This is a genomic window from Cognataquiflexum aquatile, assembly GCF_003316845.1.
In the GTDB taxonomy this organism is placed as follows: Bacteria; Bacteroidota; Bacteroidia; order Cytophagales; family Cyclobacteriaceae; genus Cognataquiflexum; species Cognataquiflexum aquatile.
Map to the genome: position 1 here is coordinate 282743 of NZ_QMIK01000001.1, position 25188 is coordinate 307930.

At 40.1% G+C, this 25188-nt stretch carries 20 protein-coding genes; 10 read left to right on the plus strand and 10 right to left on the minus strand.

Going from position 1 to position 25188, the window contains the following annotated elements; all coding sequences use genetic code 11:
• Positions 1-71: 71 nt before the first annotated feature.
• Positions 72-2552: a DUF5686 and carboxypeptidase-like regulatory domain-containing protein gene (locus tag DQW11_RS01260; protein WP_113922171.1), complete on the minus strand. Its 2481-nt coding sequence runs from the start codon at positions 2550-2552 to the stop codon at positions 72-74.
• 162 nt (positions 2553-2714) lie between these two features.
• Between DQW11_RS01260 and lhgO the strand changes: the two genes are divergently transcribed.
• Positions 2715-3920 (plus strand): L-2-hydroxyglutarate oxidase, encoded by a 1206-nt coding sequence (gene lhgO / locus DQW11_RS01265; protein WP_113922172.1) that lies wholly within the window; start codon positions 2715-2717, stop codon positions 3918-3920.
• A 142-nt stretch (positions 3921-4062) separates the two neighbouring features.
• Here the strand turns inward: lhgO and DQW11_RS01270 are convergent, their stop codons facing one another.
• Positions 4063-5913, minus strand: coding sequence for a ChbG/HpnK family deacetylase (locus DQW11_RS01270; RefSeq protein WP_113923155.1), 1851 nt, complete (start codon positions 5911-5913; stop codon positions 4063-4065).
• A gap of 327 nt (positions 5914-6240) precedes the next feature.
• Here DQW11_RS01270 and hsdR point away from each other — a divergent pair, with 327 nt between their 5' ends.
• The 5 genes from hsdR to DQW11_RS01295 are packed head-to-tail and all read left to right on the plus strand — an operon-like array spanning position 6241 to position 14156.
• Complete coding sequence (hsdR, locus tag DQW11_RS01275) at positions 6241-8625, plus strand: EcoAI/FtnUII family type I restriction enzme subunit R (RefSeq protein ID WP_113922173.1); 2385 nt, start codon at positions 6241-6243, stop codon at positions 8623-8625.
• 35 nt (positions 8626-8660) lie between these two features.
• Complete coding sequence (locus DQW11_RS01280; protein ID WP_157965992.1) at positions 8661-9815, plus strand: PDDEXK-like family protein; 1155 nt, start codon at positions 8661-8663, stop codon at positions 9813-9815.
• Complete coding sequence (locus DQW11_RS01285; RefSeq protein WP_113922175.1) at positions 9812-11251, plus strand: class I SAM-dependent DNA methyltransferase; 1440 nt, start codon at positions 9812-9814, stop codon at positions 11249-11251. Before DQW11_RS01280 ends, DQW11_RS01285 begins: the two co-directional genes overlap by 4 nt.
• Positions 11252-12991: a restriction endonuclease subunit S gene (locus DQW11_RS01290; RefSeq protein WP_113922176.1), complete on the plus strand. Its 1740-nt coding sequence runs from the start codon at positions 11252-11254 to the stop codon at positions 12989-12991. It begins immediately after the preceding gene.
• Positions 12984-14156, plus strand: a complete 1173-nt coding sequence (locus DQW11_RS01295; RefSeq protein WP_113922177.1) for an AbiH family protein — start codon at positions 12984-12986, stop codon at positions 14154-14156. The genes DQW11_RS01290 and DQW11_RS01295 overlap by 8 nt, the downstream gene beginning before the upstream one ends.
• 5 nt (positions 14157-14161) lie before the next feature.
• Here the strand turns inward: DQW11_RS01295 and DQW11_RS22525 are convergent, their stop codons facing one another.
• The gene (locus DQW11_RS22525; RefSeq protein ID WP_262511044.1) at positions 14162-14293 is read right to left on the minus strand and encodes a hypothetical protein; all 132 of its coding nucleotides are present in this window, start codon (positions 14291-14293) and stop codon (positions 14162-14164) included.
• Positions 14294-14608: 315 nt separating this feature from the next.
• Here DQW11_RS22525 and DQW11_RS01300 point away from each other — a divergent pair, with 315 nt between their 5' ends.
• Positions 14609-15265, plus strand: coding sequence for a DUF6266 family protein (locus DQW11_RS01300; RefSeq protein ID WP_113922178.1), 657 nt, complete (start codon positions 14609-14611; stop codon positions 15263-15265).
• A gap of 447 nt (positions 15266-15712) precedes the next feature.
• Here DQW11_RS01300 and DQW11_RS01305 read toward each other — a convergent pair whose 3' ends face one another.
• Positions 15713-16684, minus strand: a complete 972-nt coding sequence (locus DQW11_RS01305; protein WP_113922179.1) for a YheT family hydrolase — start codon at positions 16682-16684, stop codon at positions 15713-15715.
• 94 nt (positions 16685-16778) lie between these two features.
• Between DQW11_RS01305 and DQW11_RS01310 the strand changes: the two genes are divergently transcribed.
• Positions 16779-18122 carry an amidohydrolase gene (locus DQW11_RS01310; protein ID WP_113922180.1) on the plus strand — a complete coding sequence of 448 codons (1344 nt, stop codon included), beginning with the start codon at positions 16779-16781 and terminating at the stop codon, positions 18120-18122.
• A gap of 241 nt (positions 18123-18363) precedes the next feature.
• On the opposite strand, the gene DQW11_RS01315 is transcribed toward DQW11_RS01310, so the two are convergent.
• The 3 genes from DQW11_RS01315 to DQW11_RS01325 are packed head-to-tail and all read right to left on the minus strand — an operon-like array spanning position 18364 to position 20309.
• Entirely contained in the window at positions 18364-19050 is a 687-nt protein-coding gene (locus tag DQW11_RS01315) for a TIGR04283 family arsenosugar biosynthesis glycosyltransferase (protein WP_113922181.1), read from the minus strand.
• A 7-nt stretch (positions 19051-19057) separates the two neighbouring features.
• Positions 19058-19651 carry a DUF6134 family protein gene (locus DQW11_RS01320; RefSeq protein ID WP_113923156.1) on the minus strand — a complete coding sequence of 198 codons (594 nt, stop codon included), beginning with the start codon at positions 19649-19651 and terminating at the stop codon, positions 19058-19060.
• Positions 19652-19709: 58 nt separating this feature from the next.
• Positions 19710-20309, minus strand: a complete 600-nt coding sequence (locus DQW11_RS01325) for a TIGR04282 family arsenosugar biosynthesis glycosyltransferase (protein WP_113922182.1) — start codon at positions 20307-20309, stop codon at positions 19710-19712.
• A 178-nt stretch (positions 20310-20487) separates the two neighbouring features.
• Here DQW11_RS01325 and DQW11_RS01330 point away from each other — a divergent pair, with 178 nt between their 5' ends.
• On the plus strand, positions 20488-21123 hold the full coding sequence (locus tag DQW11_RS01330; RefSeq protein WP_113922183.1) for a peroxiredoxin: 636 nt from the start codon (positions 20488-20490) through the stop codon (positions 21121-21123).
• A gap of 114 nt (positions 21124-21237) precedes the next feature.
• Positions 21238-22314: a 3-oxoacyl-ACP synthase III family protein gene (locus DQW11_RS01335; RefSeq protein ID WP_113922184.1), complete on the plus strand. Its 1077-nt coding sequence runs from the start codon at positions 21238-21240 to the stop codon at positions 22312-22314.
• A 13-nt stretch (positions 22315-22327) separates the two neighbouring features.
• Here the strand turns inward: DQW11_RS01335 and DQW11_RS01340 are convergent, their stop codons facing one another.
• The 3 genes from DQW11_RS01340 to DQW11_RS01350 all read right to left on the minus strand — a co-directional run bounded on the left by DQW11_RS01340 (position 22328) and on the right by DQW11_RS01350 (position 25129).
• On the minus strand, positions 22328-23113 hold the full coding sequence (locus DQW11_RS01340) for a PhzF family phenazine biosynthesis protein (RefSeq protein WP_113922185.1): 786 nt from the start codon (positions 23111-23113) through the stop codon (positions 22328-22330).
• A gap of 248 nt (positions 23114-23361) precedes the next feature.
• Entirely contained in the window at positions 23362-24363 is a 1002-nt protein-coding gene (locus tag DQW11_RS01345; protein WP_113923157.1) for a bile acid:sodium symporter family protein, read from the minus strand.
• Between the two features lie 19 nt (positions 24364-24382).
• Complete coding sequence (locus DQW11_RS01350) at positions 24383-25129, minus strand: RNA methyltransferase (protein ID WP_113922186.1); 747 nt, start codon at positions 25127-25129, stop codon at positions 24383-24385.
• Positions 25130-25188 lie beyond the last annotated feature (59 nt).

Below are 25188 nucleotides of genomic sequence, written 5' to 3' on the forward strand. Positions count from 1 at the left end.
GGAAACTTAAATTTTTCCTATTTATTTTTGAAATTCAACCTATTCAATTCCGATTTCTAGTTCAGGCTTTTTTACAGAATAATCTGCGCACTTACTTTAACCCCAAACGAATTTGCACCCGGATTATCCAAATAGGTTAATCTATGGAAAAAATCTACCCTAAAAAACTTGAAAATGTTTTCAATGCCATACCCCACTTCAATGTAAGGCAGATCCTGATCCAATCTTCCAAAAGCAGGAATCGGATTTCCCTCTTCGTCCAGATCTGAGGAATTCGTCAGATTCTTGTCACTTACGCTTCCCCAAAGTACGTTTGCATTGGCCACTGCCCTCCATTTGAGTTTCTTGATCAACGGAATCCAATTCAATCCAAATCCCTCAAAAGAATGTCTGTAACTCAAACTTGCAAACCGGTCACTTGCAAATTCATTGAAATTCATCAGGTTAAATGCCACAGTGGTATAGAAAATTGTTTCGTTACCAATATGGTTTTCAAGTAAAGGATATGGTACTGTGCCACGGACAAAACCTGATCTGAGTTCATATCGGGAAACACCGACTAATCCAAGATTGAGTTTTTGGTAAATACTCATGACATATTTTTGATATTTGATATCTCCGCCGAGGCTATTGAGTCCTTGGGTAAACCTAAAGTCAAAAATCGGCCATTTGACCGGCCCAAGAGAAACCCTATAATTGTCATTGGTGATATTCACCTCATCTCTTCCATACCTCAAACCCAGATTTATTTGGGCTAGGTCAAATCTACTTTGGTAAGTTCCGGTCGATTCATCCAAATAATTGAAATCAAAAGTCGGGTCAAATTCTTTTCTCGTAAATCCGGCAGTCAGGTTAAATCCTTTGAAAACCTCACGCTGTGTAATAAATCTATAATACTTGGCGTAGTAGGCCTTATTTAAAGTCCCAAATCTGGAGGCGGCAAGGAAAATGCTGTTGAGCGAAAGGTTTTCTATCTCCAATCCGACCTGATCGATTTCCCTTTGGGTATTGACTTGAATGGTCGTCCATCTTTTTCGGTCAAGAATTTTGGTTCCTGAAATAAAATATTTCACTTGATTATCTGCAAAGCCATAAGCAAAGTATCCTGACAGGACGTATTTGTTGCTGAATTTGAGATTGGTACGCAATCCTGCACCCAATCTTAAGCCTTCGATATTGTTATAATTGACAAGTCCGGTCCAGGGACCCAAGTCTACTTTCCCGACTGGCAAGAAACCGGTTCCCAAAAATTTGAGTCCTTCAGAATAAAACCTGATGATTGGAATCCTGCTGAGTGTATCTACCATCTGACGGGAGACGATTTCTTGATCTGAGAGCGGTTCGGGCCTCACTTTCTGCCAAAATTCCTCTGTTCCCTTGTCAAAATCTTCTTTCAGCTGAATGGCTTGAAAATAAAAACTTGGAGGCAATGGATTGTTCACTGTGAAATTGGCGCCTGAATTATAAAATTTGGCCAGCAATCCAACCGTATTGTCCGTGATCTTGGATATCTTGATCAATACCCTTGTCTTGGAAGGAAGCAATGGACCTGCGTCGGTCGCGACTAACTCCTGTTGGATTTTGATTCTTTCAATGAAGTTAAGGTTAGCAGATTTGGGAATGGTCAGATCGACCTGCTTGAGTGCATAATCTTCCTTTTTGATCCAAATGGTGCCGGTGAATGCCAAATCCTGTTCCCGGAGCGGATATACCTTTAACATGTAGCAAAAGTCCTCTCCGACCATCACGGAATCCATCAGGTCATAATCATAGAATGACTTCCAACCGTCAGCTATCGGGGAGACAAATTCCTTTTCCACGATCGTGAGCCAATTCCTGTAAAAATTATACTCTTGAAATGCCGAGCCCGTGATCTGCGAAACAGTAGTTCCGTCTGTAATCCCGACGCCGCTCAGTTTCGAATTTTCAATAATCTCTTTTTTCAAAAGCGGATCTGTCCGGAAATAGAATTTAGAGTAGGTTTCTGAAAAGAAAACAGGAAGGATTTTTTTACCTTCATCATTGGTCAGCTGCTTGATGCTGTCCATGACAGCGATCACTTTTTTGACCTGATTTCTTTCCTGAAAAGCCCCTTCCACCTCATCCAGATCCAGTTCTATTTTGGTATAGTTATCTGATTCGTAAGCCGTTAAATTTCTTTTATCAAATTTTTCTTTGGATTCCACGGCTTTTCTGATGATGGCAAATGCCGGGTTTTCCCCCGATTCGAAGACAAATTCTGAAAGGTTAAATGTGGAAGGAAGCAATTGAAAATTGATGACTATAGATTGGGAATATACAATCGGCTTAGTCTGTGAAACAAAGCCAACATAACTCACCTGAATACTGTCCGCCTTGATGGAAGTAGTAATGACATAATTGCCCTCAAAATCTGTGGTAATTCCGACCTGAGTTCCTTTCAAAATTACACTCGCAAAAGGTATAGGATCTCCCGTTTCAAAGTCAGTTACTTTTCCTTTAATAATGGACTGTGAAAACGTCAATGTCAAAAATCCAAAAAATACAATCACGAATAAAAATACTCTTTTCATAATGGTTTATAGGTACGGCTCAAAACACGCAGTTATCGTCGAAAAGTTCTAATTAGCGTTCTTTTTTTGTAATGGATATGAATTTGTCCAGCTTTCTTGTTACAAAATTATCCTGTTCAAAAATAAATCGCATCCTTATATTTGTCTGCAATATTATAGAAAATGACATACGATATCATCATCATAGGCGGAGGAATTGTCGGTTTGGCAACAGGTTTGAAAATCAAACAACAAAAACCTGATCTGAAAATCGCCATTCTGGAAAAAGAATCCGAAGTAGCCAAACATCAGACCGGCAATAATAGCGGAGTGATCCATTCGGGTCTTTATTACAAACCGGGATCACTCAAAGCCATCAACTGCATCAACGGCTACCATGAACTGATCAAATTTTGTGAAGAGGAAAATGTTCCTTTTGAGCTGACCGGAAAAGTCGTTGTCGCTACCAAACAAGAGCAGATACCGATTCTTAACGGATTATTGGAGCGCGGTCTTCAAAACGGACTTACCGGGACAAGGTCCATTACCTTGGATGAGTTAAAGGCATACGAACCCTACTGTGCCGGAGTGGCTGCCATCCATGTGCCCCAAACTGGAATTGTTGATTACAAAGTGGTTGCAATGGCTTATGCCGCAAAATTTGAATCTGTGGGTGGGGAGATTTTTTTGGAACATAAAGTGGATCAAATCAAGACTTTAAATGGTGTCTCTTATGTTAGGACAGCCTATCATGAATTCTCCTGTAAATTAGTCATCAATTGCGCAGGACTTTATTCCGACAAAGTGGCCCAAATGAATCAAGAAGAAGAGATTGATGTCAAGATCATTCCATTCCGAGGAGAATATTACAAAATCAAAAAAGAAAGGGAATACCTGGTCAAAAACCTGATCTATCCTGTTCCGGACCCAAATTTCCCATTTTTAGGGGTTCACTTTACAAGGATGATGAAAGGTGGTGTCGAGGCCGGACCAAATGCTGTATTGGCATTCAAAAGGGAAGGATATAAGCGAACTGACATCAACTTCTCAGAGCTTGCAGAAACCTTGTCTTGGCCGGGATTCCAAAAAGTGGCGGCAAAATACTGGAAGACCGGAATGGGCGAAATTTACCGTTCTTTTTCCAAAGCCGCTTTCACAAAGGCATTGCAGGAACTGATTCCCGATATCAATGAATCTGACCTAGTCGATGGTGGCGCCGGTGTGCGTGCCCAAGCCTGCGACCGTACAGGTGGATTATTGGATGATTTCAGTATCAGGGAAAATGAATTTGCGATCAATGTCCTAAATGCCCCCTCTCCTGCTGCGACGAGTTCTTTATCGATTGGCGGTACTGTCTGTGAATTGGCTTTAAAGAGGTTTGGGAAGTAGGGTCGTCACTCTGAGTGAAGCGAAGAGTCTCACCTAAATTTTGTGAGATCCTTCAGTCGTACCTCCCTCAGGATGACGAATACCCAAAATTTCATTCCCCTTCTGAATGTTATCGAAAATCTTAAATATTTAGAATATTTACCTACTTCAAAGCCGGCAACAAATATTTCCAGATCAGATTAATTTCACCCTGCATATCCTGAATGTTTGCTGTTGCGACAATGACAGCATCTTTTTCTGGTAGAACCAATACGAATTGACCATTGGCCCCATCTGCGCGGTAGGAATTGTGGCGGCTTCTCCATAATTGGTACCCATATCTCTGAAGCCAATCACTGTCTTTGGCCTTTACTTTGAGGTTTTCTCTTTTGACTCCTGCAGGTAGCGAAGCAACTTGGGCAGTACTTGCCTCTTCTATCCAAGCTTCTGAAAGCAACTGTTTGCCGTTCCATTTACCTTTTTGGAGATAAAACTGTCCCAACTTGGCCAGATCTTCAGTTTTCAGATGAAGTCCCCAACCACCGACAGGTATTCCCTGCGGACTCTCCTCCCACCTTGCAGCAACTATTCCAAGCGGCCTGAACAATCTTGGTTGCAAATAATCTATAACACGTTCTCCGGTTACCTGCTGCAAAATTGCCGAAAGCATGTACGTCGCCACACTGTTGTAAACATATTGGGTTCCCGGTTTATGTTCTACAGGTGTTGCCAAAAAAGCAGTCACCCAATCATTATCTTTATCGGCACGGATAGCACGGGTAGGATCTGTATCATGTCCGGCAGTCATCGTCAGCAAATGCCTGATTTCCATATTTTTTAGATTTTCACTTACCTCGGCAGGGAGTTTTTCAGGAAAAAATGAAATGACTTTGTCGCTGACTTTCAGCTTTCCTTCTTGAACAGCAAAACCAATTGCCGTTGAAGTGAAAGTTTTGCTTACAGAATGAAGGACATGTGGTTTGTTGGAAGCATTCTCCCCAAACCAATATTCCGCGACAACCTTGCCATGCCGAACAATCATCAAACTATGGAGATCCTGTCCGCTTGCTTTTACTGCTTCGAGGTAATTGGCAATATTTTTTGGATTGACTTTTTCTGCTTCTGCTGTACTTCTGGGTAATGCTTTAACCAATGAGGGAAAATTGACAAGTTCAATCCCCTTTTCGGAAATGGCTTTCTTGACCTTTTCGCTTGTCCATGTATCAGTTACACCCTGACGGTCCACGCCAACTTCTTCGTAGCCAATATGTCCCACGCCTTGCATTTCAATATTGTCGTAGGCAGGATGGTCCACAAACATATAACTCTTGCCGGGCTCAAGTTTGTCCAGCATGCGGAGAAATGCGGCTTCTTTTTCTGCTGAGGTTGTTTTTGCCCCATCATAAGAAACTCCCGAAATCCCCAAACCTTGCATTACTGACCTTCCCATCACCGGCAGGTCATATTCCACAGACAATCGGTTCACCATTTCCACTACTTTGGGATCAAAACCTGTCGAACCCATATGTCCGGAAAGGTGGCTGATTTGGGGAACTTCCTTGAGAGCAAAATCAATCTGTGCCCTGAATTCCCGTTCAATTTCTTCCAGATTCCATTTGTTTTCAGTAATTGCCAAGCCTGGATAGTTCTTGTTTGGCCCCATCATCGGGAAAAAATAACCGTTATCGTCCACCAGACTTGGACAATTTGTCAACGGTCTCCATTTGATATTGTCCCATTCGCTGGTGATGACAAGATGAAGCCCCACATCGATTCCGGTATGTTTTCTGAGCATTTGGGCAGCTTCCGGAAACCATGGAGTGACAACCATCAGCTCTATGGAAGTCTCAATGCCATTTTCATAAGTTTCAATACTCGCCAGGTTGGCCGATCGAGACGAACCCATGTCATCTCCCCTCACAATCAACTTTGTTCCCTGGATTTGCTGTGCTGAAATGGATAGGGAAAAAAGCAGCAGCAGGCCTAGGGCCGAGAGTTTTTTGAAAGTATTCATATCTGAAATCTGTTTTTGGGTAAAATAGATTAATTGCTTGTTAATTCTTGGTTCAACTTTTTTGAACACATTCTATATAGAATTCGAAAATAAAGCCAAAAGCAATTAGTATTACTACCGCTCAAAGCATTTGCAAGAACAAGCTTATCCTGAAGAGGCAGTCAGGAATCTAGTGGTTGAACTTTCCAAATCTGAAGTAAGAATCATAAAAAACTGATCTATTAATAAATCCACAACAGATTTTCTTCATATTTTAATAATTAAGTTTTCTTTTCAACTTCAAACTAATATATTTAAGAATCCATTTACTCATTTATTTTTTTCCCAATGCATAAAAAAAGCTTTACTGAACGCGACATATGTACCAAATTTATCACTCCTGCACTTATTAAAGCAGGTTGGGATATTCAAAAGCAGGTCCGCGAAGAAGTGTTTTTTACTGATGGTAGAATCATCGTTCAAGGCTCTCTCCACACCCGAGGAAAAAGAAAGCGTGCCGACTACATCCTTTACTATAAAAATAACATTCCCATTGCCATCATAGAGGCGAAGGATAATAATAAAGGCGTGGGATCCGGAATGCAACAAGCCCTGGAATATTCCGAAATACTTCAGCTTCCATTTGTCTTTACCTCAAATGGGGATTCATTTGTCTTTCATGACAAAACCAATCATGAAATAAGGGAGAATGAAATTCCTATGGATGAGTTCCCCTCTCCTATTACTCTTTGGGAAAAGTATCTTGATTTTAAAGAAATAACCTCTCCAAAAGAGAGGGAAATTGTAGCGCAAGACTATTATACTGACGACTCCGGCATGAACCTGAGATATTACCAGGCAAATGCAGTGAATAGGACGATTGAGGCCATCGCCAAAGGACAAAATAGAATCCTGTTGGTCATGGCTACAGGAACAGGAAAAACATACACTGCCTTTAACCTGATCTGGAGACTTTGGAAAACAGGGATCAAAAAGCGGATTCTTTTTCTAGCAGACAGAAATGCACTTCTCACCCAGACGAAAAATGGAGACTTCTCCCCTTTTGGAAATGATATCATGCATATCATCAAAAACCGCAAAATTGACAAATCTTACCAAATCTACTTTGCACTGTACCAAGGGTTGACAAGCAATGAAGAGGAAAAAAATGCCTACAAGGAATTCAGCAGGGACTTTTTTGATTTGATTGTAGTGGATGAGTGTCACCGAGGTTCTGCCTCTGAAGCCTCAGCTTGGCGGGAAATTTTGGACTATTTTCAGGGAGCCACACAAGTCGGAATGACTGCCACTCCGAAGGAAACCAAAGACATCTCCAATATGGACTATTATGGAGAACCAGTCTATACTTATTCCCTCAAACAGGGAATTATGGATGGTTTTTTGGCTCCCTACAAGGTAGTAAGAATCACCACCAATCTTGACGAAGGTTGGAGGCCTGCCTATGGTATGTTGGATAAATTTGGCAATGAAATCAAAGACAGGATCTATAACCTGAAAGATTATGACCGCAAAATGGTCATCGACCAGCGAACCCAGCTAATTGCTGAAAAAATCACAGAGTTTTTAAAAGCAACCGATAGGTTTGCCAAAACAATTGTCTTTTGTATTGATATAGAACACGCCCAGCGAATGCGACAGGCACTGATCAATGCGAATGCAGATCTTGTTTCCCAACACCCCTACTATGTTGTCAAAATCACCGGTGACGATGAAGTAGGCAAACGGGAGTTAGACAACTTTACAGACGTAGAAGAACGCTTTCCCGTCATTGCTACCACATCCAAAATGCTGACTACAGGTATTGACACCAAAATGGTCAAACTGATTGTACTTGAAGCCAACATTGCTTCGATGACTGAATTCAAGCAGATTGTAGGAAGAGGCACGCGAATTCGGGAAGCCGAAGGAAAGCTTTATTTTACTATTATGGATTTCCGAAAAGCCACCAATCTCTTTGCGGATCCGGATTTTGATGGGGAACCTGTTCAGATCTACGAACCTGAACTGGATGAATCTCCAGTACCTCCGACTTATCCAGAAATGGGAGATGATGAAAATGACAATCAGGTCAGGGAATCTGATCCCCCTGAATATGAAACTCCTCAAAATGATATCCTGATTCATGAACCCGATCCTGATCTCGAGCCCAAAAAATACTATGTCAATGATGTAGAAGTCAAAGTCATCAATCAACGAATCCAATACTTTGGAGCTGATGGCAGGTTGATCACGGAATCTTTGAAAGATTATACCCGAAAAAATATAGATCAGAATTTCGGTTCACTGGATTCATTTATTCTGCGATGGACCAAGGCTGATAAAAAAGAAGTCCTTTTGGCAGAATTGGCGGAGCAAGGGATTTTATTGGAAGCTCTTCGAGAGGAAGTGGGTAAAGAAATGGATGATTTTGATCTGATCTGTCATATTGCTTTTGACCAACCGGCACTCACCAGAAAAGAACGTGCCGACCAAGTGCGCAAACGGAATTACTTTGCCAAATACAGTGAAAAAGCACAGGCGGTACTCAATGCGCTCTTAGACAAATATGAAAAAGAAGGAATCACGACCATTGAACAAGGTTCAATCCTTAAAATACAACCTATCAATCAATTGGGATCCCCTGTGGAATTGGTAAGGGCATTTGGAAAAGGGAAGGATTTTGAGAATGCAATAAAGGAATTGGAAAAGGAAATATATTTTAGCGCTTCATGAATGAATCTCCGACTGAAAAAGATTTCCTGAATCTTTTGAATGATGCTTCTTTTGAACGGATTGAATTGGAACTTCAATCAGCAAACTTCTTTGATATATTAAATGCTACCAAAAGTGAGGTAAGGCACTCTAATTTTTTGGCTTGGATATTAGACCCAAATGCCAATCATGGATTAGGAGAAATGGTACTCTTGAGATTTCTAAGAGATATTTTCTCTAGTGAGCGTGTGGTTGGATTATACGGTCCTGAAGCAGATACCCTTGATTTTAGATCTGCGGAACTAAGACGGGAATGGCAAAATATTGATTTGTTAATTGTACTCGACAAGATTGTCGTCGTTGTGGAGAATAAATGGGATTCATCAGAACACTCTCTTCAATTAACCAAGTATAGAAAAGTAATTGAAACTCATTTTCCAAATCACAAAAAGGCATTTGTGCTTTTGACAAAAGAAGGAACTGAAGCTAAAAATGAAGAGGACAAAAATTATTATATCGAATACAACTATATCCAAATTGCCCAGATTCTGGAAAGAATCATGGCAGTTTACAAGCCCCAAATCAACAACCGCACCTTTTTGTATTTGGAAGATTACCTCAAAGTTTTAAAACGAAACATCATGCAAGAAGACCATCTGAATGAATTGGCTGTCAAACTTTATCAGACCCACAGAAGGGCATTGAACTTTATTTTTGAAAACAAACCTGATCTTCAAAAAGAAATTCAGAAGCTTTTAATTGAGGTTTTAAAGGACTTTTCATTTGTTCTTGGCAGTACAAGTAAATCTTATGTCCGTTTTCTAACAGAAGATCTTCGTAAAGTCATTCAATCACACAATCAATCTAATGGTTGGCTTAATCGGGAAGTTTTTCTTTTTGAATTAGTCATTAATGCAACTGATAAAGATGTCAGGATTGTCTTTAAACCGGTGATTTCTCCTGGTGATAATCCTATCCGAGATGAATTTGCCAAGAGCATCAGCATGGTAGAAGGCGCTTCCATACCTTATGGTAAACTATGGCTCGTCCATTTTATTCAGGACAAAAAGATTTCAAGAGCAAAATTTGACGAGTTGGGCGACGAGGAAAGAAAAGAAGAATTAAAAAAATTCATTGGGAATTGCATTCCCACCATCGAAAAAGTAGAAAAGGCATTATTAGCCAATCCAGAAATTAATAAACCTAAATGACAACAATCACAACCAATATCAAAGGCATCCGCGATATCATGCGGAAAGACACAGGAGTAGATGGAGATGCACAGCGCATCTCGCAGATGGTCTGGATGCTCTTTATGAAGATTTTTGCAGATAAGGAAGAAGAATGGGAAATCACCATTGAAGACTATAAAAGTCCCATCCCAGACCGATTCAAATGGCAAAATTGGGCCGGAAATGAAGAAGGTCTGACCGGAGATGCCCTGATGGAGTTTATCAACAATGAGTTGTTTCCTGCCTTGAAAGAACTTGATTTCACCATCAGTCCTCAGGCCAAGATTATCCGTTCGGTCTTCGAGGATACTTACAATTACATGAAAAACGGAACGCTCTTCCGTCAGGTCATCAATCAGATCAACAGGATCGACTTCAACAGTTCCAAAGACCGTCACTTATTCAATGACCTTTATGAAACGATTCTGAAGGAATTGCAGTCGGCGGGTTCATCGGGAGAGTATTACACTCCTCGGGCAGTGACACAGTTTATGGTGGACATCATCAATCCACAACTCAAAGAAACCGTTCTTGACCCTGCTTCCGGTACGGGGGGATTCCTGACCTGTACCATAGACCATAAAAAACAACTGGTCCAAAACGACCAAGACGAGCGGGACCTTCAGGCAACTATCAGAGGAATCGAGAAAAAGCCTCTACCCCATTTGCTTTGTACAACCAACCTGATGCTGCATGGCTTTGATGTGCCTGCGGTGCGGAGGGACAATCTGCTCAGTAAACCCTATGCAGACTGGGGAGCGGGTGACAAGGTGGATATCATCCTCACCAACCCGCCTTTTGGTGGTGTGGAAGAAGACGGAACTGAAACCAATTTCCCTCAGAAGTTCCGAACCAAGGAAACAGCCGATCTATTCTTGGCCTTGATTATCCGGTTGCTGAAAGATGGCGGTCGAAGTGCAGTGGTCTTGCCTGATGGGACGCTTTTTGGTGAAGGTGTGAAAACGCGGATCAAAGAAGAACTGATGGAGCGCTGCAACCTGCACACCATCGTGCGTCTTCCCAATGGCGTATTCAATCCCTATACAGGGATCAAGACCAATTTGCTGTTCTTCGAAAAAGGAACGCCAACCAAAGACATCTGGTATTTTGAGCATCCCTATCCGGATGGAGTGAAAAGCTACAACAAAGGCAAACCCATCCATATCAAGGAATTTGATCTGGAAAAAGCCTGGTGGAATAACAGGGAAAATGAAGCCTACAGCCAATTTGCTTGGAAGGTCTCTGCCGAGGAAATTAAAAACCGTGGATATAACCTGGATATCAAAAATCCCCATCAGGAGGCCGATAATCTGGCTAGCCCGGAAATCCTGCTGAAGAAATTTCAGGCAAGCGAAAAGATGATCGCAGAGATTCAGGACGAGATTATAAAAGTACTAACAGAAGCACTCCGATAGATGATGCAGTTATTAGAACATTTTAAGGAACTGACCCTTCATCCCAAAAACGCCCAAGAGCTGAAAGGATTGATTTTGCAATTGGCAGTACAAGGGAAACTGACAAAGAAATGGCGTGAGGAAAATCCTGGTGTGGAGCCTGCTTCGGTTTTGTTGGAAAGGATTAATGATGAAAAAGAAATACTTATAAAGGAAAAGAAAATCAAAAAGGAAAAACTTTTTCCTGAGATTTCTGAAGAAGATATTCCTTATAAATTACCTGAGGGGTGGATTTGGTCTAGATTAGAGGAAATTGTTACACTTAAAAGTGGTACTTCATTTAATAGTACATTAGAATTAACAAATGGAGATTTTATGTATGTAAAAGTAGGAGCAATGAATCTACCAGGAAATGAAATTGAAATAACTACCTCAAATTTGTATATTAATTCAGACCCAAAATTGAACAAGGCATTGATTCCAACTAGAAGTATCATCTTCCCTAAGCGAGGGGGTGCTATAGCTACAAATAAAAAACGCCTAGTATTTCAACCAATTCATGTAGATCTTAATACAATGGCAATTACCTGCCTAGAGAATTTTAATTTCATGTATTTGAAACATTGGTTTAACTCTATTGATTTATGGACTCTCAACAATGGGACTAGTGTTCCTCAAATAAATAATAAAGATATAGCTCCATTGTTAGTTTCAATCCCTCCCTTAGAAGAACAAAAAGCCATAGTAGAAGTAGTCAACCAACTCTTTGCCGAAGTCGAGCAATTGGAAGCCTTGACCCAGGAGCGGATTCAGTTGAAGTCAGATTTTGTGACTTCCGCCTTGAATCAGTTGACCCAAGCTGCAGAACAGGATACCGCTAGTCAGTGGGCATTTTTACAGGAATATTTTGGCACCTTCTTTAACGAAAAAGAAAACATCAAAAAACTTCGGGAAGGCATTTTGCAATTGGCTGTTCAGGGGAAGTTGACTAGGGATTGGCGAGTGATCCGACAAGCACTAGGAACCCCTACAGAACCTGTTTCTACCCTACTTGAAAATATTAAAAAAGAAAAATCAATTACAGAAATTTCAATTGATAAAATCCCTTATCAATTGCCCAAAAGTTGGGAATGGAGTAGGTTTTATGTGGTCGCTGCTTTAAAGCATGGACATCAATTTCGACAGTTTGATTTTGTAGAAAAAGGCATACCTGTCGTTAAAATCGGTCAGTGTAAACCTGATGGCACACTCGATTTATCTAAGGCTGATTATATTGATATTTCGAGAAAAAGCGAGTTTAAAGATGTATTAATTGAAAAAGGTGATCTATTAATGGCGCTAACCGGTGGAACGCTTGGAAAAGTAACAAGAGTTGATAAAGATTATGGTGTAATAGTTCAAAACTATCGAGTTGGTAATTTCTATGCAGATAGTCGAATATTAAGTCTTGATTTTTTAAATGTAATTCTTGAATCGGAGCTTTTCCAAGGATTGGTAAGAGATAGAATCAATCAAAATGCGCAGCCAAATATTGGTAAAGACAATATTGAAAAAATATTATTGCCTATTCCGCCCAAAGAAGAGCAAAAAGCCATTGTAGAAAAAGTCAATTCATTAATGGCTTTATGCGATAATCTTGAACAAGAAATAGAAACCCATCAAACCACCCTAGAACAATGGATGCAGAGTTGTTTGAGGGAGGTGGTAGGATTTTTTCCTTCGGAAGATAAATCTATTGAGAAGGAGGTCTTTAATGCTTGATAATTTAAGAATTCCAGATTTAAGTGGATTAACGCATATGGAAACACCTCAAATTGATTACTCAATTTTTGATAAGTATAAAGAAGTAAATAGGCTTATCATTATTGGAAATGGATTTGACCTAGCCCATGGGTTGAAGACTAGTTTTAAGGATTTTATAGAAGATTACACTCTTAAAATTTTGAATGAATTAAAAAGAAATTATCATTTTGAAGACGGATTATTATCAATTACCTCAAAAGCAAATTTTGAAGAATTAAGAAGTAATTTGAATACTCTTGATAAATCTGAGGTGTATAAAATCTTTATTTACTTATTAAAAGGAAATCAGAGGATCGAAATTGAGCATCAATCAGAATTCTTAAAAAACATTATATTGTCAATTCAAAATAAATCATGGGTTGATATTGAATTGGTGTTTTTCGAGCTATTGAAAGACGCAAGTAAGAATAACGATTCAAAAAATATTGAGCAAATTAACAATGATCTAAATTCCTTAAAACAACTATTAAAGGAGTATTTAAAGGAAGAGGTAAGTAAACAAAGGATTAAACCTTCCAGAAAGTTACTAAGCCAATTTTTAATGGAAATAGCAAAACATGAAACTATTCCAAATACAATTGAACATGACGAACAGCCAAATTCAATATGTGTTTTAAACTTTAATTACACGTCCCTTGCACTTGACTATTTGGAGCATATGAAATCTTTTCCAACCACATATATTCCAATTCATGGAGAATTAGAAGGAGACGATATAAACAAGCAAGGTTTAGTATTTGGTTATGGAGATGAATTAGATAAGGATTATTTAGAGTTTGAAAATATGAACAATGACTTATTATTTGAGCACATAAAATCTTTTAAATATTTACATTTTGATCATTATAGGAGTCTTTTAGAATTTATCAATAGTAAACCTTTTCAAGTTCATCTATATGGTCATTCTTGCGGTTTATCAGATCGGACATTACTTAATACAATTTTTGAAAATGAAAATTGTATTTCAATAAAGAACTTTTATTATTCCAATAGTGGTAAAGACGATTACGAGCAAAAAAGTTATGCAATAGCAAGACACTTCAAAAGTAAAGCAGATTTACGAGCGAAAGTCGTCAACAAAACGAAATGTGAACCGATGATACAACCTAAGGATGAAATCTAGTAAAATTAAATATATCTCTCCAACTCCACATCCGACATCTCATAGTATGTTTGCCCATTGAGTTCCCTACCAGCTTTTTTCTTGTTCTTACAACCCATCGTCTGATTTTTCATTTTTTCTGCCTCCATCTTCGTCATCAGCGGTAGTTTTCTTTGCGTTATTTGAGTTAATTATAAAGAACATTTAATATAGTTTAACCCCATTTCCCCTTGATTCAAAGTTATACCAGTCCTAAGTCTCTCCTAAACCATAGTAGACTCCCATCTGCCCATCAGTTACCTGTTGACCAATCATTGACCAATCCAACTCCAATCAAACACCAGTCCCTAAGCAATTTATTTTTGGTAAGTGGAGCATAAAGCATGTTGTGTTTAAGTAAAAATACTACCCCTTATTTGGTAGTTTCAATTAATTATTTATAAATTAAGTTTTAACTTTTAAACACCACCCAAATGGCAAGTGTAAATGATTCATCCGGAGGAACATTCAATGGTAAAGTTGGCGGATTGGTATATTACCAGGTTGGAGGAAAAACCTATGTCCGACAAGCACCACCCAAGCAGACAAAAGCAAAAAAGGAAAAGACATCTGAGCTCAAAATGCTATACCAGAGTAAAATGACTTTAACCCAAAGACATTTGAAATCGCTTAAAGGAGCCATAGCTTTTGGGTTTCAGAATGAGGCAGTTGGAGCCAGAAGGCCATTCCATGCCTGTGTTTCCTACACTTTAAACAATTCCTTCATTGCAGATGGCAAATACTTTGCCTTAGACCCTTCACTTCTTAAGATCAGCAGAGGGAATCTTTTACCACCCCAAAATCCAAAAGCAGAAAAAACAAACGATGGTATTTTGGTCACCTGGGATAACAATTCATATGTATCCAATTCAAAACCTTGGGACAAGGCTTTTATAGTCCTGCATAATCCTGAAAATATGATATCGGAACTTGTCATATTTGGCAATGACAGGTCATCTGAAAGTGAAATTTTTCCGCTATCAGTTAACAGGCTAAAAGACAAATGGCATGTATATCTTGCTTTTAGCCAGGAGCAGACCAAAAGTGCAGAAATGCTACTCTCCGATTCGGCTTATTTGGGGTGCTTATAGATGAATAAAATTATTATAACTCGGAACTCTTTGCGAATTCTCCGGCTACCAATGACGATTTGTCGGGGGACGTCACTCTGAGTCTCAAACATTTAGAAAATGTTGAGAATAGGAATGACGGTTGGTCTTGCGTCATCTTGAATACGAGGTCCGAGGATGAAAGATCTCAGAAAAATGAGACCCTTCGCTTCACTCAGGGTGACGACCAAGAGATTCACGTCATTGGTAGAGTAGCGAAGAGTCTCCCCTAAAATAAAGGGATCCTTCAGTCGTACCTCCTTCAGGATGACGCGACCCTAATAGTCATCACCTTTCTGAAAATAACATTTTTAAGGACTCTGGATGACAAATGCTTGAAACAGAATGATCTAGCATATCCATTGGATATTTGTCGACACCAAATCAATCAGCTGGCGAAAGGGCCGAATTGTTTTAAACTTTCTTCAATTAACCAACCGGCAAATTCAAAAACTCCAAAAACCTGTACTCCGCCCATGTAAATTCCTGACCGGGAACCAAAAATCCGGTGTGTCCTCCCCTATTTGGCATTTCAAGAAAAATATGGGGATGTGTTTCGGCAAGCTTGACGGGAAAGCAGCGGTCCATGATCAGCGGATCATTGAGTGCATTGATGATCAGAGTCGGGATCTGGATATGTTCCATCCAATTGTCGGCACTGACGCTTCGGTAAAAATCCTGCGCATCCCTGAATCCATGAACTTTGGCGGTAAAGTGGGTATCGAATGTGTCAAAGTCTTTGACTGATTTGAGCAAATCCAAATCTACCAACCCAGGAAACTGTTCCCCTTTCACCTGCATTTTAGCTTTCAGCTTGCTGAGAAACCTGTTTTTATAAAATGCATTTCTCTTTTCTCTCAATGTTGCTGCCGAATCAGGCAGGTTGCAGGGAGTGGAATAAACGGCGGCTCTTTTGATTTTTGAATTAAGGTCAAGGCCATTTTCTCCCAAATATTTCAAAGTCTGTGCCCCTCCCATACTGATTCCTGCCAGATAATAGGATTCGTAAGTATGGGATTTTTCGACATGGTCGATGACAGTTTTAAGATCGTAAGATGCACCATGATGGTACAAGATAGGTCCCTTGTTCATCTCTCCGCCACAGGACCTATTGTTCCAGGCCAAAGCATCAAAACCGTGTTGGTTGAATAATTTGGCCAATCCCATGGCATAGTGCCTGTCCGAACTTCCTTCGAGGCCATGTGAAATGATGAGTAGTTTTTTGCTTCCGATTATGGACCAATCAATGTTTAAAAAATCCCCATCAGGAGTATTGATCTTTTCCCTCGAATATTGGATCCCTTGAATTATTCTAAAAATACTGGGTATGATCGTTTCCAAATGCCCGTTGAAAAGGAATTTGGGAGGCTTACCATAGGTGGACTTTCCAATCAAAGGCATAAAAAAGGAGAAATCAGTTTGGCGAAAATAAAAACATATCCACAAAACAGGGAATTATTTGTTTTATTTGGTTTACAAAAATAAATCAATCACAATGAAATTGATCAAAAATACCTTATTCCTTCTGATTATGTCCTTCTTCATTACTGATATTTTGCCGGCACAGTCTGTTGATGCTTACATTGACGGGATCTATCCCGAACTCGATGGGCTTTATAAACACCTGCACCAAAACCCTGAACTTTCCCTTCAGGAAAAAGAAACTTCTGCACGCATTGCAAAGGAACTCAAAGCCATTGGCTATGAAGTAACCGAAAATATTGGCGGGTATGGCGTTGTCGGGGTGTTCAAGAACGGTCCCGGACCTGTATTGCTTATCCGTTCGGATATGGATGCTTTGCCTATGGAAGAAAAAACCGGGCTGCCTTATGCCTCGGTAAAAAAAGGGATCAGCAATGACGGAAAGGATACTTTCATCGCCCATTCCTGTGGACACGATATCCACATGACGGTATTTATCGGGACAGCCAAGATGATGATGGAATACAAAAACTCCTGGAGAGGAACCTTGCTGATGGTCGGGCAACCTTCAGAAGAAAACGGAATGGGTGCCTGGAATATGATGAATGACGGGCTCTACAAAAAATTTCCCCATCCCGATTTTGCCATCGCATTGCATGATGACCCATTTCTTCCCGCTGGAAAACTTGGCTATAAGGAAGGTGCGCTGATGGCAGGTGTCGACATGATGAATGTGACAGTAAACGGAGTCGGTGCACATGGGGCTGCGCCCCATACAGGAATTGATCCAATCGTATTGAGTGCGCAAATGATTCAGGCTTATCAAACCATCGTCAGCAGGAGAATCGCACCGATGGAACCTGCGGTGGTTACAGTAGGGTCTATTCATGGCGGTTCGGTCCATAACATTATTCCTGACCAAGTGATCATGCAACTTACCTTGAGGTCATATTCCATGGATGTCAGGGAAGAAATGATTTCGGGTGTGAAAAGAATCAGTGAGAACCTGGCAAGGGCTGCAGGAGTGCCTGAAAACAAAATGCCGACTTATTGGATCAGAAACCCACATACACCGGCACTAATCAATGACGCAAATCTGACCAAACAAATGGTGGAGGTTTTCAAAAAGAATATCGGTGAGGACAACGTAAAAGAAGTCAAAGCACAAATGATCGGTGAAGATTTCAGCAGGTTTGGTATGCAGGAAAGGAACATTCCGATCACCATGTTTTACTTGGGAGCAAGTGATCCAAAATTCCTTGAGGAAGCAAAAGAAAAGGGATTGGAAATTCCGGGATTGCACAGCCCCTATTTTGCACCACTACCCGAACCCACCATCAAGACCGGAATCAAAGCCATGAGTTTGTTTGCGATGGATATCCTGAAAAATCAGGACCTGATGATGGAGAAAAAGTAAGCTGATTCTAAGTTTGGTTTGTGAAGACACAAACCATGGCGTCAAATGAGCTAAGTTTGGTTGGTAAAGGCACAAACCATGGCGTAAAAGGAGCTTTAAAGAAATAAGTTAACATACAGATACCATAAGTTCATATTACCTTAACCAAGCTGAATTTTTGATGGCATAACTTTGTGAAGATAAGTTCTCTTCATAGGTATTGATGATATTTTAAACGGAACGGCACTGCTGTTCCGTTTTTTTATTTCAATAGTCTGGAATAGAGAGCTTTCAATTTTGTTGGGGGATGATCGAGAAAAAAAAGCCCGAAAACTATCAAATTGGCAATTTGTACCCTCAGCCATGAATTGTTTTCGTATTTGCGTGCAGAGACCAAAATCCTTTTTGGGATAACCTTTAACCCGTACTTCTTTTTGATCCGCCGCACCAATTCGAAGTCTTCCATCAGGCAAAACTTCTCATCAAACCCTCCCAATTCCCAAAAAACATTTTTTCGAATGAACAATGTCTGATCTCCTCCCCCTGAGAGCAAACCGTCAAATTGGGTAAACCAGGAATTGATCCGAAGCATTTTGTCAGATGAATCGAAATTATAAGCAAAACAACCTGCCTGAAAACCCTCATTCAAACTTGACATGATATCTTCATAAAAGGATGGCAAGACCCTCACATCTGCATGGACAAAGTATAAAATATCCCCTGTTGCCATCTTTGCTCCCAGATTCATTTGGACAGCCCTACTTTTGATAGCACTTTCGGTAAGTATGAGTCCGGTAGCTTTTACCACTTCTTCGGTCGCATCCGTGCTTCCTCCATCGACAATGATAACCTCTATTAAGCTTGTATGATTTCCATTTTGGAACAAAGGCAACAGTTCTTTTAGATTTTCTGCTTCATTAAAAACAGGAATGATGATACTGATTTTCATAGGGGCATTATGGAGTTTTCCTTTTCACCACAAAGTTCTTGATCGGAAACTCCATCACCGCTTTGTCAAGCTTCCCATTGACATAGTAAAATCTGTTTTTGTTGCCGTTGACATTGACTTCATAGTGGTCTTTGTGCTTTGTCACAGGACACACCAATCCATATCCTTCAGCAAAAAATTCCTTCACGTTTTTAGGTTCTTCAAAATAAAAGGAGGCAGAACTGAAAAACACTTTCCTTTTGACTTCTGTATCCAATTCATATTTATAATTCCTCGATTTGACGTTGTAGTGGTCCTTTTCCCATATGATGAGGGATCGGAAATCTCCTTTATTGGATTTTGTCTTTGTATCACTTTTGATAAAATGGTTTCCATTGAAAACCGAAATGGTTTGGAAATCAAGTTCTATTTTCCCAAAAAACCAGAATCCAACTTTGCTTTTAATATCGATTTGGGAATTTTCTCCTGAGATTTTTCGGGTAGCTGTCATCTCTCCGATGGAAATTCCTGCAATTGAAATGTCATACTCTTGGAAGTCTTGGGCAAGCAAACCCAAGGGAAGAAAAAATACCAAAAAGCATATTTTGTAAAGGTTTTTCATTTTCATTTAGCTTCTGACCATGCCAAATTCCAAAATTAAAACGACATCTAGAAATGGTTTATTTGGGGAAAATTGCAATCAGATCCTCTTCGGTATCAATGTCACGGAGCATTTTCATCAATTCGTAACTTATTTGGTCACGGTTTAGTATTTCTAAGGTCTTTTTTGACACTTCTGATGAACTCCATGGGATATTCTGAAAAAGTTCTCCATAAAATTGGCACATTCCGAGTAAATAATATCCTCCATCCAAAGCAGGTCCAATACAGACTTCTTTCTTTTCCAAAGCCTGGAAAGCATCCTTTATATCAGCGGTTTTGATTTCGGGACAGTCCGTACCTATGATAATTACTTTTTTGTAGCCTTTCTGAAAGAGAGACAGGAAGGCATTTGACATTCTTTCTCCCAAGTCCACGCCTAATTGTACTTCTTCAAAATCAGGCTTGAATTGGCCAAATGAATTTTCTTCAATAAAATCCGAATACAAAATGGAAATATCTACGTCTTCCAGTTTTTCGATTTGCCTGTATGTATGCAAAAGCAATGACTGGTATATTTCCAAGGCTTTTTTTTCTCCGATGGTTGCGGCAAGTCTTGATTTCACTTTTCCCAGAACTGCATTTTTTTGAAAAACAATCAGGGCATTTTCATTTTTCATACTTTTTTGAATTCGAGGCAAACTATCAAGATAAACCGAATTTCTTTCCTTTTTTTTTTCTGAAGTGCTTTACATGATGGGCTCAAACAAACAGAATACTTTTTCCAAACCTTGAACTTTAAATGGAAGTATAAAGTTATTTACCTATTATTTCTATAGACTTTAAATAAAAATAACCATGTCACTAAGATTAGGAGATTTAGCACCGAATTTTGTCGCCGAGACGACTGAAGGAAAAATTGATTTTTATGAATATTTAGGCGATGGATGGGGAGTTTTATTCTCACATCCGGCTGATTACACGCCTGTCTGTACCACAGAATTGGGTGCTGTTGCGAAGTTAAAATCTGAATTTGAAAAAAGAAATGTCAAAGTAATGGCACTCAGTGTGGATGGATTGGTTGACCATGCAGCATGGATCAAAGACATCAATGAAACCCAACATACGACAGTTAATTTTCCTTTGATCGCGGATAAAGACAGACATGTATCCGAATTGTATGACATGATCCATCCCAATGCGAATGAAAATTTTACAGTAAGGTCGGTATTTGTGGTCGGACCAGACAAAAAAATAAAACTGATCATCACCTATCCGGCCAGTACGGGAAGAAATTTTGATGAATTGCTCAGGGTAATTGATTCATTACAATTGACAGCCAAGTATTCTGTAGCCACCCCGGCCAACTGGAAAAACGGCGAAGATGTGGTCATCGCACCTGCTATCAAAGATGAAGACATCCCGGCAAAATTTCCGAAAGGCCATACAAGAATAAAATCTTATTTAAGAACTACTCCACAACCAAGTATTTAAGCTCAGATAAAAAAAGCTCCGTCGATACGGAGCTTTTTCTTTGTCCGATTTTGGTTGATTTAATTTTTTTATTGCTTAATTGGAACTTGAATCCAATAGCCAAACATCGCCACCATGTCAATCTATACTGTCATTATTGGTTCAGGTTCTTACCTGCCGGAAATCATTGTAAAGAACGAGGATTTTTTAAAAAATGAATTTCTGGATGCCTCAGGAAAGAAAATTCCTAAAGACAATGCCGCCATCATCCAAAAGTTTCAGGATATCACCGAAATTGAGGAAAGAAGGTACCTGACACCTGAAATGAATACTTCAGACATGGCTTTTATCGCCTCTCAAAGGGCCATCGAAGCAGCAGGAATTGATCCTGAGACTTTGGATTACATCATCGTTGCCCAAAATTTTGGTGAAATCAGGCACGACAATAAAAAAACAGACATGGTCCCGACCATTGCGACCAGGGTCAAACATTTGCTTCAGATTCAAAACCCGGATTGCGTGGCGTACGATTTGCCTTTTGGTTGTCCGGGATGGGTACAGGGCGTGATCCAAGCGGATTATTTTTTCAAGTCAGGTGATGCCAAGCGTGCTTTGATCATCGGGGCAGAGAATTTGTCAAGGATTATAGATCCCCATGACATCGATACCATGATCTATTCAGATGGTGCCGGCGCAGTGGTTATCGAGGGAATTGAAAGTGAAAAACCTGTCGGAATCATTGCCCATAAGACTAGAACAGATACCCTCACACAAGCTCACTTCTTAAAGATGGATGTGTCATACAATCCTGATTTTAAGGATGATACACTATTTCTTAAAATGAATGGTCGAAAGCTTTATGAATATGCATTGAATACAGTTCCTGTATTGGTCAAACAGGTAATCGAAAAAGCAGGATTGGGAATTGACAATATTGACAAAGTTTTGATCCATCAGGCCAATGCAAAAATGGACCACGCCATTCTGGAAAGGACTTTTAAGCTATTTGGAAAAGAGGAAATGCCTGAGGAGATCATGCCCATGATCATTTCAAAAATGGGAAACAATTCAGTGGCAACCGTGCCGGTCTTGTACGATATGATTGTTAGAAATCAACTGCCTGAACACCAATTCCATCCCGGCGACATTATGGTTTTTGCTTCTGTGGGGGCAGGGATGAATGTCAACGCATTTGTTTACATCCAACCATGAGCCTTTTTCGGTCTCAGATGAATATCCTTCCGATCAGGTAAGTAACTGCATTTCCTGTCAGAATCACCCTCTCTCCTAGCAACCTACAGCCGATTTTCCCTTGTCTAGGCGAAACCTGAACGGCGGTCAATTCCTCTTTTCCTAGCTTCTGTGACCAAATCGGTGTCAGACTGGTATGGGCAGAACCTGTGACGGGATCTTCGGGAACACCAACCTGTGGCCCAAAAAAACGGGAAACAAAATCCACCTCATTTCCTTTGGCCGTGACGATCACACCCCTGACAGGCAATTCAGCAATACGAGAAAGATCAAAATTTAGGTTCCTGATTTGGCTTTCATTTTCAAAAATTAAGATGTAATCCGTTTTCCCCTTAAATGCCTGAATGGGTTTTGGATTAAAGGGTATTTTCAATTGCTCTGTCAGTTCAATCTCTTGGATCTGATCAAGAGGAAAGTCCATCACGAGTTGGCTTCCCTCCTTTTTCACCTTCAAAATCCCTGACCTCGGAGAAAAAAAGGAGATTTCTGATCCCTCAAATCCCTCATGTTCGAAAAGCACATGTGCTGTAGCCAATGTGGCGTGACCGCAGAGGTCTACTTCTGTGCCCGGAGTAAACCACCTCAAAACAATATTTTTCTCCTCTCGGACATAGAAAGCGGTTTCCGAAAGGTTATTTTCCAAAGCGATTTTTTGAAGGATTTCATCCTCCAACCATCCGGTCAAAGGAACGACTGCAGCGGGATTTCCTCCAAAAACTTTTTCTGAAAATGCGTCAACTTGGTAGATTATAAGTTCCATGGGGTAGAATGGTTGAAGCTGTTGTAATGGTTGTGGTTGTTGTAATGGTTGTAAGGGTTGTAGTTGTTGTATTGGTTGTCGGGTTGTATTGGTTGTCGGGTTGTCAGGTTTTCAAAGTTGTCTAGGTTTAAGGTTTAAAGATTACTGAGACTGATTACTGCGACTGAAAACTGATTACTGCGCCTGATCACTGAAAACTGATCACTGAAAACTGACCACTGAGACTGACCACTGCGACTGAAAACTGCCTACTGAGACTGATTACTGCTCTTGACATCACCCAACTTTTGAGCTATAGCTGAACCGACCATCAGCTGCAGCGCGTGGTAGACCATCAGCGGCAATAACATCACGCCAAACACCACAGGGTCAGGAAACATCACCCTTCCCATCACGGCTCCCTGAACCAATGACTTTTTGCTTCCGCAGAAAATCACGGTAATCATATCTTCTCTTGAAAATTTCAAAGCTTTGGACAAAAGGTACATCAATCCCATCATCAGAAGGAAAAAAACCAACATCAAAACACCAAGCAAAATCAATTCTGACGCAGAATGACCGTCAAACATATTTTCTGAAAATGACTCCGCAAAAGCTGTAAAGATGATAAGTAGAATGATCGCCTGATCAAAATTCTTCAAAGCTGTTTGGTGCTTATTGACATACTTCACCAGATACTTGTGTACAAATAAGCCCAGGATCACAGGAACCAACACCTGAAAACTCAATTTTATGATGGTATCCGTCAGGTCAAAATCCACCGCAGTTTCCGGTAACATCAGGTCCATCCAAAGCGGCGTGATAAAAATTCCCACCATACTTGAGATACTCGCATTGAATATTGCTGCAGGAAGGTTACCACCTGCAATCGATACCATCACAACGGAGGAAGAAACAGTGGAAGGTAAAGCAGCTAGGTAGAATGTCCCGATCCAGAAAAGGTTTGCTTCGTCACCCCAGACAGCATAAAGTAACAACACAACCATTGGGAAGATCAGGAACGTCGTTGATTGGACGAGAATATGGAGCTTCCAGTTGGACAATCCTTGTTTGAGTTTCTCGGGACTTAACTTGACTCCGTAAAAAAAGAAGATGACCGATATACCGATTCCTGTTATGGCTTTCAAAGGCAAAGGACTTTCCTCAGAGCCCCATTCAGGAAAGGCTTTGGCCAGAAAAATCATACCCACAAGTAAGAAAAAGAAAGTATTCAGTCCTACACGGTTAAGGGTTTCCCTAAGTTTGGCCATTGGAATGATAAGTTTGATGCTATTGGGTGCTCCTTTTGATATTGTCACAAATAATGGCTGTGGCCACCGATACATTCAATGATTCTGCATGGCCAAATCTCGGGATGGTGATTTTGCGGCTTACCAAGGGCTCAAGTTCTTTGGAGATTCCATTGGATTCATTGCCCATGAGGATAATCCCCCCGCTACCAAATTTGGTTTCATAAATAGAATCTCCATTTAGAAATGCCCCATAAACCGGAAGTCCTATTTTTTTCAAAACACTGTGCAAATCTGTATAGTAAATCTTGACCCTTGTAAAACTCCCCATGCTTGCATGTAGGACTTTAGGATTATAAAATTCTGCAGATTCATCGCTTAAGAAGAGTTTTTGTATGCCATACCAATCAGCTATCCTGATGATGGTTCCGAGGTTTCCCGGATCTTTGACATCATCTAAGGCGATTGCCCATTCTTCTGAAGACAAACCGATCGGAGTATTGGGTTTGATTTTGGCCACTGCAAGTGCTGCATCATTGCTTTGGAATGAACCTACTGATTCGAGGGTAGATTGGCTGACTTCAAAAACAGCTGCATTTATTCCTTTGAGAAGTTTAGCATGTTCATTTCCAAATTGTTGGGTGCACAAAACATGGCTCACTTCATAATCTGAAAGAAGCAATTCCGTTACATTTTTACTTCCTTCTACAAAAAATGATTGCTCCTCTTTTCGGAATTTTTTCTGTTGCAAGGATTTAATAAACTTAAGCGTATTTTTGCTCAACATTCGGTCAATTGCCTAATTGTGAATAAAGCCAAATATATAAACTTTCTTTTTCTGCTTTT